Genomic DNA, 9,296 nt, shown 5'->3' with positions numbered 1-9,296 from the left:
ACCGGACCCACCCCGCCATCCCACGGATCGCCCGCTTTTGCCGTTGCCGTTGATTCGGCAGGTGCAGGGCGCAGCCCTGCCGCCAAACCTACTCCGGCATCAACACCAGCCCATCCGGATACACGATCGCCGCTTCGTCAGCGCTGACATCGAAGAACCCCACGCCGTGCTTCTCGGCCAGGTCCTGCACCAGCCCGTGCGCGCGCTCGGCCACCGAATACGCGAATGCGCCATAGATCACATCGCGGCCGATGCTGTACTCGGTCACTTCGGCGCGATCGTCATCGTCGTTGCTCAGCGGGCCGTTCAGCGGCGGAAAGACCGCCGCCATCTCCGCAAACCACGCCTGCAGCGCCGGGCTGCTGACCGCCGGGTCGTCGTACTCGTGGCGTTCGTTCCACTGCGTCTGCTTCTCGAACCAGGCGATGAACGCCGCCGCTTCACGCGGGGCGACGCTGGGCTCGAACACCATCATGTCGTAACTCATTGGAGCTTCCTGTTGTCTGGTGAAAAGCCGCCGGGCATGGCCCGGCGCTACCGGAGGATAAGGGCTGCGCCGGGGCATGCCCGGCGATTCCTATCAGGCGGACAGGGTAGCGCCGGGCCATGCCCGGCGGATCGCATCAGACGGACGGCGCTGTGGCGTCCGCCAACCCCAACGTCAGCGCCTTCGCTTCCGGGAACAGCGCGAACCGCAGGCCGACCAGGCCCATCAGCGCCTCGTCGCGCGCCTTGCAGGCGGCCACGCTGCCGACCCGTCCCAGCGAGGTGTCCAGCCGTTCGCGCAGCGCCTCGGCCGCCACAATCGGCTTGCGTGCGGCGATCTGCCGGCGATAGTGCACGGCCACTTCCTCCAGGATGTGCTCGACCGCTTCGCGGCTGCGCTCCGGCAGCTCCAGGCGGGCGCGGCGCAGCTGCAGGATGTTCAGGCCGATGCGCGCCTCGTTGAGCATGTCCACCGACGCGATGTCGCTGCCTTCCGGGGTCGCCGCCAGGCGCGGTGCCAGCAGGCCGAGCAGATCCAGCATGCGCGCAGCGAAGCGCTGGCGATCCTGCTGGCCACGGCCTTCGGCCGCCTCGGCCAGGGTGGTCCAGCCCTGCCGTACCAGCCGGCGCGCGGTCCATTCGGCACCCACCGAGCGGAACAGCCGGGTCATCACCACCGCAAAGCCAATGCCGATGAACATCGCGATCGACGAGTTGGCGAAGGTCTGCACGTTGGCACTGTAGGTGTTCTGCAGGCTGAGCAGCGCAGCCAGGTTGACCGTCAGCGGCAGCGCGAACAGCGCGCTCTTCGGGTGGTGCAACAGCAGGCCCAGTGGCAGGAACGCCACCGCCAGCACCAGCGCCAGCAGGCCGAAGTCGTGCACGGCGGGGAACACGCCGAACAGGTACACGCCGGCCACCAGCGAAGCCACCATCGCCCACACCAGGAACGAGACCATGCTCGGCGCCGGGTCGTCCTGTGCAGCGAAGAACGCGGCGGTCACCGCGGCCATCATCGCGCCGTTGCCACCGCCCTCCCAGCCCAGGCCGATCCACAGCACGCAGTAGCTCATCAGCGCCACGCCGGCGCTGAGCGCGGAGAACAGTGCCATGCCGTAGTCGACGTGCTTGTCGGTGGCGGTGCGTTCGGTGCGGATGCGGTAGTGCGCACGGTCCAGCGGCGCGGTGCCCTGGTCGATTGCGTGCTGCAGGGTGCGGCAGTCCTGCCACAGGTCCACCAGCTCCTCCAGGCGCAGCAGCAGGCTGGCCAGCTGCAGGTGCTGCAGATCGCGGTCCACCTGTGGCTTCAGCGCACTGATGCGTGCGCGCAGGCGCGCGTAGTCGCTGGCACTGGACGGCGTGTCTATCCAGTCGTGGATGTCATCGACCAGCGTCGGCAGGCCCTCGGGCAGGGTCTGTCCATCGCTGCGCAGCGCACTCAGGCGGTCGGCGATCGATGACAGCACCGGCAGCAGCAACAGCATGCGTTCGCGCAGGCGCTCCATCGATACGGCCGCGCCGGCATGGCGTGGATCATCGCGGCGCAGGAACTCGATCAGCGCCTCGAACTGCACCAGGTCGGCGGCCAGCCGGTTGCGTGGGGCATGCGCGCGGCCGCGCTCGAGGATCTGCCGGCACCACTGCGCCGCGTCCTCCATCCAGTTGCCGATGCGCGCGCCCAGCATCGGCCGCACCGAGGCCGGGAACAGCAGCGAGGCGAACAGCACCGCTACCACCGTACCGAGGATGATCTCCTCGCTGCGCGCCACCACGGTGTCGAAGATGGTCTCCGGCGAAGTCACCGCCGGGAAACCGATGAATGCAGTGGTGTAGCCGGCCAGCAGGAACGCGTAGCCACGCGGGCCACGGTTGAGCAGGGCCAGGAACAGGCAGCCGGCCAGCCAGATCGACATCGCTGCGCTCAGCACCAGCGGCGTTTCCACCAGGGCGGGCAACATCAGCAGGGTGGCCAGGCCGGCGGCCAGGGTGCCGAGGATGCGGTACACGCCCTTGGCCCGGGTCGGGCCCAGCAGCGGCTGGCTGACGATGTACACCGTGCCCATCGCCCAGTACGGGCGCGACAGGTTGCCGGCCATGGCGATGTACAGCGCGACGATCGCTGCCAGGTAGGTCTTGATCGAGAACAGCCAGGCCTGGCGGTCGGTCAGCCCGTTCATCGCTTACCTCGCCGCCGTCGGCGCAGCCGCAGACGCGGCACTGTCCTGCCAGCCACCGCCCAGTACCAGGAACAGGTGGATCTGGTCGCGCGAGACCTGGGCTTCTGCCGCGGCCAGGGTGGCATCGCTGCTGGCCAGGCTGCGGTCGGCATCCAGGCTGGACAGGTACGGCGTGCGGCCGCCCTGGTACAGCCGGCGGTTCTGCTCTGCGGCCATCGCAGCCTGCTCCTGCGCCACGCGCAACGACTGCAGGCGGCGCAGATCCTGCGCATAGCGGTCCAGTGCGGTCTGTGTTTCGCGCAGTGCCTGCAGCACGGCATGGTCGAACTCGGCCAGCGCGGCATCGGCCCCAGCCTCGGCGGCGTGGATGCGTGCATGCGTGCCCGAGGACGGCAGCGTCCACGAGATCAGCGGGCCGAACGACCACTGCTGGGTCATCGGCTGGCCGAAGTCTTCCAGCAGGCCGGCGGCGCCGACCGAGGCGCCCAGGCGGATGTCCGGGTACAGCTCGGCAGTGGCGACACCAATCCGCGCGGTGGCCGAGGCCAGCTTGCGTTCGGCCTGGCGGATGTCGGGACGGCGCTGCAGCAGCGCGCGGCCATCACCGACCGGCAGCGGCTGGGCAAGGGTGGGTGCGTGCGCGCAGTCGATCACCCCGGCCGGCAGCTGGCCCGGGGTCTGCCCAAGCAGTGCCGCCAGCGAATAGGCGGCAGCCGAACGCTGCGCCTGCAGCGGGGGCAATGCGGCTTCCAGCAGCGCGACCTGGGCATTGGCGCGCGCCAGTTCCGGCGGCGTGCCGCGGCCTGCGCTGATCAACCGCTGGGTGACCGAACGGCTGCGCTGCTGCAGCTGCAGGGAATGCTCGGCTACATGCAGTTCGTGGTTGGCGTGGCAGATCTCCAGGTAGCTGCCGGCCACCTCGGCCACCACGCTCACCTGGGCCAGGTCACGTGCAGCGGCCACCGACTGTTCGTCGGCGCGGGCTGCTTCGGCACCGCGCTTGAGCTTGCCGAACAGGTCGAACTGGTAGCTCACCGCGAACTTGCCGTCGGCCAGGTTGATCACCGGCAGCTCGTGCTCCTGCAGGAACGACTCGGCCGACAACTGTGCGCGGCTGACACCGGCCTCGGCCTCGTACTCGAAGCCACCGGCGTCCATCGCCTGCTCGTACACCGCAGCAGCGCGGCGCAGATGCGCGTCGGCGGCCTTCAGTTCGACGTTGTCGCGCAGCGCCTGGGTGATCAGCCCATCCAGCACCGGGTCGTTGTACAGCGACCACCAGCGTGCCGGCAGTGCCTGGTTGGCAGCCACTTCGGGGTTGTGGGTATCGATGAACGCGGCATTCGCTTGCGGCCGCTTGAATGCCGAGCCTTCGGGCAATGCGTAATCCGGGCCGACGGTTCTGCACGCGGCCAGGCTGGCCAGCGCGACGATCAGGCCAAGGCGGGGCAGGGCGGCGTTCACAGGCCCGCCTGTGTCGGCGCAGCGCCGGCCTTCTTGTTCTGCACGTGGCGGCCGGTATCCACGGTCACCGTGGCGGTGCGCCCGGCGATCAGCTCCACGCCGGCAGGCACCTCGTCGATGGCGATGCGCACCGGGATGCGCTGCGCCAGCCGCACCCAGTCGAAGGCCGGGGTCACGTTCGGCAGCAGGGTGCTGCCGTTGCTGCGGTAGCGATCCTCGATGCCGGCGGCGATGCTTTCGACATGGCCGTGCAGAGGGGTGTCTTCGCCCATCAGGCGGATGTCCACGCGCTGCCCCGGGGAAACGCCGCGCAGGCGGGTTTCCTCGAAGTAGCCATCGATGCGGAACGAACCGGTATCCAGCAGCGCCAGCACCGGCTTGCCGGCCACCACGTAGTCGCCCACGCGCATGGTGCGGTCGTTGACCCGGCCATTGGCCGGTGCACGCACTTCGGTGCGGGCCAGGTTGAGTTCGGCCAGGTCGACCGCGGCCTGTGCGGTGGCCAATGCGGCCTGTGCGGCCTGCAGCTTGGCCCGGCGCACTTCGGCGTCCTCGGCGGCGACCAGATCCTGCAGGCTGCGGTCGCGTCCGATCTCGCGGCGCAGCTGCGCGACCGATGCCTGGCGTTCGGCCAGGCTGGCGCGGCTCTGCTCCAGCGCGATGCGGTAGCGCGCGCGATCGATCACGAACAGCAGGTCGCCCTTTTTCACCGCCTGGTTGTCGGCTACCTGCACCGTTTCGACCAGGCCGGACACATCCGGCGCCACCTGCACCACGTCGGCGCCGACGTGGGCGTCGCGGGTCCACGGCTCGTCCATGTAGTAGACCCACAGCTGGCGCAGCACCAGCAGGGCGACGATCACGGCTGCGCAGGTAAGCAGCACCGGCAGGCTCTTCTTCACGATCTTGTTCACGATTGCATCCAACGCAGGAGGTGGAACAGCAGGCCCAGCACGATCCCGTACAAGGCCAGGTTGAACAGCGCCGGGTGCCATACGTGGCGATAGGCACCGGCACGCTGCAGCAGCGCGTGCAGGCCGCTGTTGACCAGGTAGGCCAACACCATCAACCCGAGCAGGGTCGGGACGAACACTCCGTGGAGACTGAATTCACCGGGCATCGGTAGGGGCGGGGACGGTAGGGGAAGGGGAGGTGGAACAGGACAACGGCAACGGGCAAAAGCCGCTGGCGCATGCACGGCAGCGGCGGTATTCACCGACAACGGGCTTACGTGATGCGGTCGGCAGCCTCGGCCAGCAGGCGCCATGCCTTCAGCACGGCATGCAGTTCATCCATGGAAAGCTCGCCGAATACGTCCTGGCGCAGGCCGATCAACTGGTCTTCCAGTTCGCGCACCAACGCCTGGCCTTCCTCGGTCAGCCAAAGCAGGTTGGCGCGGCGGTCGCTGGCATCGCATTCGCGGCGGACCAGCCCACTGGCGCAGAGCTTGTCCAGCAGGCGCACCAGGGAAGGGCCTTCCATGCCCAGCTGCTGTGCCAGCGCGACCTGGCGGATGCCACCGCCGGAGCGGCCGATCATCAGCAGGGGCATGGTGCATGCGGTGGAGATGCCGTAGCTGCCCAACCGGCTGTCGGCCAGGCGCTGCCACTGCCGCCCTGCGTACAGCAGGCCGGAGCTGAGCTGCATCTGCAGCACGGTGCGCTCGTCGAGGGGGCGGTCCATAAGTAATAGATAGGATACTACTAATTTCATTCCTATCAATAGATTTTACTGAATGGGTGGTGTGCTGAGGAAAGCGTTGCGCCTGCTGGCTATCGGTTGGGGTGGCGGAGGGCCGGGCGGGGTAGGACACGCTGCAAGTACGTCCCTGTAAGCTCGATCGGCGCATCCATGCGCCTCACGGTCCTACCCCGCCGGGCCCTCCGCCACCTACCCCACATCCCGCGGGCGTGGTGGGTTGGCTCTTTAAAGGCAAGGGCAGAAGCAGTGCGGACCAACGGTCCGCACCCACCACAGCAGCAGCCAGGACACCCTCCGAGGCCATGAACCCCAGCTTTTGACCCCGCTTTCGGGCGGACCGGCCGCGCCCGCAGGAAACCGTCAGGGAGCGGGAAGGGCGGCAGGGCAGGACCGTGAGGCGCAGGGATGCGCCGACCGAGCCCCCATGGATGGGTTTACGGCGTGTCCTGCCCTGCCGCCCTTCCCGCTCCAGATCGATAGCAATCCGGCGCCGGGCGGCCCCCCGATGAACCGTCTCCAGAGGACGACCCACCCCCCGGTCGGGTACGATGCTCGCCCCCCGTTCGGGCGCTGTATGCAATGAGCAAGAACAACGAAAAGGCCGCCCCGCAGGGCGAAGTGACCCAGGTCCAGGCCGAGGATGCCGTGCGCACCCTGCTGCGTTGGGCCGGTGAGGACCCGACCCGCGAAGGCCTGCTGGATACCCCGCGCCGCGTGGCCGAAGCCTATGGCGACTGGTTCAGCGGATACCGCGACGACCCGCGCGCCTACATGGAACGCACCTTCGAGGAAGTGGCGGGCTACGACGAACTGATCGTCCTGCGCGACATCGAATACGAAAGCCACTGCGAGCACCACATGGCGCCGATCATCGGCCGCGTGCACGTCGGCTACCTGCCGGCCGGCAAGGTGGTGGGCATCAGCAAGCTGGCACGCGTGGTCGAAGCCTACGCCCGCCGCTTCCAGGTGCAGGAAAAGATGACCGCGCAGATCGCCCAGTGCATCCAGGACGTGCTGCAGCCGGTCGGTGTTGGCGTCGTCGTCGAAGGCGCCCATGAGTGCATGACCACCCGCGGCATCCACAAGCGCGGCGTCAGCATGGTCACCTCGAAGATGCTGGGCAGCTTCCGCGAGGACGCCCGCACCCGCGCCGAGTTCCTGCGCTTCATCGAAGTGGGCGGCAAGCGCTGAGCGCCGTCGCCTCCCGGTGGCGGCCCCGCGTGGCCGCCGCTTTCGCCGTGCCTGCGCCGCGCCTTCGCGCGCGCGCCGGCCGCCGCGCCCTTCCGACCGATCTCGCTGCATGAAGCACCGCGAACGCATCACCCGTTATCGCCACCTGCGCGAACAGCCGCAATGGAAGCTGCTCGCCGCCGACCACGCACCGGAAATCATCGGCCTGCTGCAGGGCCTGCTGATGGACGGCGATCGCACGTTGCCGGCATCGGTCCTCAACGAGCGCCTGCAGCGTGCGCTGGACCAGCTCAACGGCGACGAGTTGTCGCGCGAGCTGCCGCGGACCGCGCAGGCCTACGTCGCCCATTGGCTCGCGCAGGGCTGGCTGGAACGCCGGCTGCCTGAAGGCGCCGACCAGGAGCAGTACGAGCTCTCGACCCAGGCGCTGCAGGCGATCCGCTTCGCCGACAGCATGGAGCAGGCCCGCGTGGCCGCCACCGAGAGCCGTCTGGCACTGGTGATCGAGCAGCTGTCGCAGCTGGCCGCGCAGACCGAGGCCGACCCGGACGCACGCCTGTCCGCATTGCGCGACGAGCGCGACCGCATCGATGCCGAGATCGCCCGTGTCAGCGCTGGCCGGGTGACGGCCCTGGACGGCAAGCGCGCGCTGGAACGCACGCGGCAGATCATCGGCCTGGCCGACGAGCTGACCGAAGACTTCCGCCGCGTGCGCGACGACTTCGAACAGCTCAACCGTGATTTCCGCGAACGCATCATCGATGACGAAGGCGAGCGCGGCGACGTGCTGTCCAAGCTGTTCGAAGGCGTGGACGTGATCGGCGAGAGCGACGCGGGCCGTAGTTTCCAGGCGTTCTGGCGCCTGCTCAACGACGCCGAACAGAGCGCCCAGCTCGATGCCGCGCTGGAGACGCTGCTGGCCCGTGGCTTCGCCCGGCGGCTGGATCGCAACGAGCGCAACTTCCTGCGCGGCTTCACCAGCACCATGCTCGAGCGTGGTGGCCAGGTGCATGACGTGCTGCAGAACTTCGCGCGCAGCCTGCGTGGTTTCGTGCAGAGCCGTGGCTACCTGGAACAGCGCCGCCTCAACCAGCTGTTGAAGCAGGCGCAGTCCGAAGCACTGGCACTGCGCGATGACTTCCCGGCGCAACGCGCCATCGGCCGCGACCTGCAGCTGACCACCAGCCGCCTGCGTTCGTGGTCGCAGTGGAAGCTGCACGACCCGCGCAGCGCGCAGGTCGATGGCAACGTCGAATACAACGATGCGGCCAGCATCAGCCTGGAAAGCGTGGGCGATCTGGTGGCGTCGTCGGAAATCGATTTCCGCACCCTGCGCCGCGACCTGCACGACCTGCTCGACAGGCAGCCGAAACTCAGCATCGCCCAGGCCCTGTCGCAGCGCGAAGCGCCGCAGGGGTTGGGCAGTGTCATCGGCTACCTCTCGCTGGGCACGCGCTTTGGCAGCGTGATCGCCGGCGAACAGGAGCTTGCCGAATGGCGAGGTGGCGACGGACAGATCCGTCGTGCCCGCATCCCGCTGGTTTGGTTTACCCAGGAGAGACGCCATGAGCTGGCATGAAGACCCCATCGACGCACCGCATGCCGACCTGGCCGAAGACGCTTACCAGGCCGAGCCGGTGGCGACCATGGCCCAGCCCCGGCGCGGCAACGACGTCTACTACATGGGCGATACCGGCCGCCTGCCGCTGGATGCGCGCCGCGCGCTGTGCCAGCTGCTGATCGGCCCCAGCATCGACCAGCTGCGTCACGCCAAGCTGTGGCCGGCACTGATCCGCAGCGAAGCCGGTATCCGTTCGGCGCTGTCGGACCTGTTCCTGGAACTGGTGCTCGACCGTGACAGTGGCGTAGCGTTCACCCGCCAGGCCGACACCGAAGATGTCGATGCACCGGTACTGCTGCGCACGTCGCCGTTGACCTTCATCGATTCGGTGCTGCTGCTGTACCTGCGCCAGCAGCTGGGCGAAGCCGATGCGCGTGGCAACCGCGCCGTGGTCGCCGATGCTGAAATGGCCGAAGCACTGGCCATCTACGAAAAGAACCTGTCCACCGATCGCGCCGGCTTCAACCGCCGTGTCGCCTCGGCGGTGCAGAAAATGAAGGACAACCACATCCTGACCCGCCTCGGCGGCCAGGAAGACCGCCACGAAGTCTCGCCGGCGTTGAAGCTGCTGTTCTCCGCCGAAGACGTATCCCAGCTGTCGGCGGTTTACCGCCAGCTGCGCGAAACCCCGGCCGCTGAAGCCTGAGAGACCCGAG

9 protein-coding genes are annotated in these 9,296 nt (G+C 68.4%); 3 read left to right on the top strand and 6 right to left on the bottom strand.

All coding sequences use genetic code 11. The features are described 5' to 3' along the window. Window positions 1–88 precede the first annotated feature (88 nt). The 6 genes from AC1DKR_RS06350 to AC1DKR_RS06325 form a co-directional block, all read right to left on the bottom strand. Entirely contained in the window at window positions 89–487 is a 399-nt protein-coding gene (locus AC1DKR_RS06350; protein WP_478031829.1) for a hypothetical protein, read from the bottom strand. Window positions 488–623: 136 nt separating this feature from the next. After that, a complete protein-coding gene (locus tag AC1DKR_RS06345) occupies window positions 624–2,663 on the bottom strand; it encodes an FUSC family protein (RefSeq protein WP_478031827.1) in 2,040 nt (679 codons plus the stop codon). A 3-nt stretch (window positions 2,664–2,666) separates the two neighbouring features. After that, on the bottom strand, window positions 2,667–4,127 hold the full coding sequence (locus tag AC1DKR_RS06340) for an efflux transporter outer membrane subunit (protein ID WP_428704823.1): 1,461 nt from the start codon (window positions 4,125–4,127) through the stop codon (window positions 2,667–2,669). Beyond that, window positions 4,124–5,041: an efflux RND transporter periplasmic adaptor subunit gene (locus AC1DKR_RS06335; protein ID WP_312787693.1), complete on the bottom strand. Its 918-nt coding sequence runs from the start codon at window positions 5,039–5,041 to the stop codon at window positions 4,124–4,126. The genes AC1DKR_RS06340 and AC1DKR_RS06335 overlap by 4 nt, the downstream gene beginning before the upstream one ends. Next, a complete protein-coding gene (locus AC1DKR_RS06330; protein ID WP_025875651.1) occupies window positions 5,038–5,247 on the bottom strand; it encodes a DUF1656 domain-containing protein in 210 nt (69 codons plus the stop codon). Before AC1DKR_RS06330 ends, AC1DKR_RS06335 begins: the two co-directional genes overlap by 4 nt. A 107-nt stretch (window positions 5,248–5,354) precedes the next feature. Next, window positions 5,355–5,810 (bottom strand): MarR family winged helix-turn-helix transcriptional regulator, encoded by a 456-nt coding sequence (locus AC1DKR_RS06325; protein ID WP_025875653.1) that lies wholly within the window; start codon window positions 5,808–5,810, stop codon window positions 5,355–5,357. 597 nt (window positions 5,811–6,407) lie between these two features. Here AC1DKR_RS06325 and folE point away from each other — a divergent pair. The 3 genes from folE to AC1DKR_RS06310 all read left to right on the top strand — a co-directional run bounded on the left by folE (window position 6,408) and on the right by AC1DKR_RS06310 (window position 9,286). Then, the gene (gene folE, locus AC1DKR_RS06320; protein ID WP_025875657.1) at window positions 6,408–7,019 is read left to right on the top strand and encodes a GTP cyclohydrolase I FolE; all 612 of its coding nucleotides are present in this window, start codon (window positions 6,408–6,410) and stop codon (window positions 7,017–7,019) included. A gap of 109 nt (window positions 7,020–7,128) precedes the next feature. Then, complete coding sequence (locus AC1DKR_RS06315; protein WP_025875659.1) at window positions 7,129–8,598, top strand: DUF3375 domain-containing protein; 1,470 nt, start codon at window positions 7,129–7,131, stop codon at window positions 8,596–8,598. Further along, a complete protein-coding gene (locus AC1DKR_RS06310) occupies window positions 8,585–9,286 on the top strand; it encodes a DUF4194 domain-containing protein (RefSeq protein ID WP_059065677.1) in 702 nt (233 codons plus the stop codon). Before AC1DKR_RS06315 ends, AC1DKR_RS06310 begins: the two co-directional genes overlap by 14 nt. Window positions 9,287–9,296 lie beyond the last annotated feature (10 nt).

It is taken from the genome of Stenotrophomonas sp. 01N47, assembly GCF_056399165.1.
This window is presented reverse-complemented; position numbering and strand designations above follow the sequence as displayed.

Bases quoted from the DNA above. Each gene is read 5' to 3' on its own strand.
- AC1DKR_RS06350 (WP_478031829.1), bottom strand. From the start codon at position 487: ATGAGTTACGACATGATGGTGTTCGAGCCCAGCGTCGCCCCGCGTGAA.
- AC1DKR_RS06345 (WP_478031827.1), bottom strand. From the start codon at position 2,663: ATGAACGGGCTGACCGACCGCCAGGCCTGGCTGTTCTCGATCAAGACC.
- AC1DKR_RS06330 (WP_025875651.1), bottom strand. From the start codon at position 5,247: ATGCCCGGTGAATTCAGTCTCCACGGAGTGTTCGTCCCGACCCTGCTC.
- AC1DKR_RS06325 (WP_025875653.1), bottom strand. From the start codon at position 5,810: ATGGACCGCCCCCTCGACGAGCGCACCGTGCTGCAGATGCAGCTCAGC.
- folE (WP_025875657.1), top strand. From the start codon at position 6,408: ATGAGCAAGAACAACGAAAAGGCCGCCCCGCAGGGCGAAGTGACCCAG.
- AC1DKR_RS06315 (WP_025875659.1), top strand. From the start codon at position 7,129: ATGAAGCACCGCGAACGCATCACCCGTTATCGCCACCTGCGCGAACAG.
- AC1DKR_RS06310 (WP_059065677.1), top strand. From the start codon at position 8,585: ATGAGCTGGCATGAAGACCCCATCGACGCACCGCATGCCGACCTGGCC.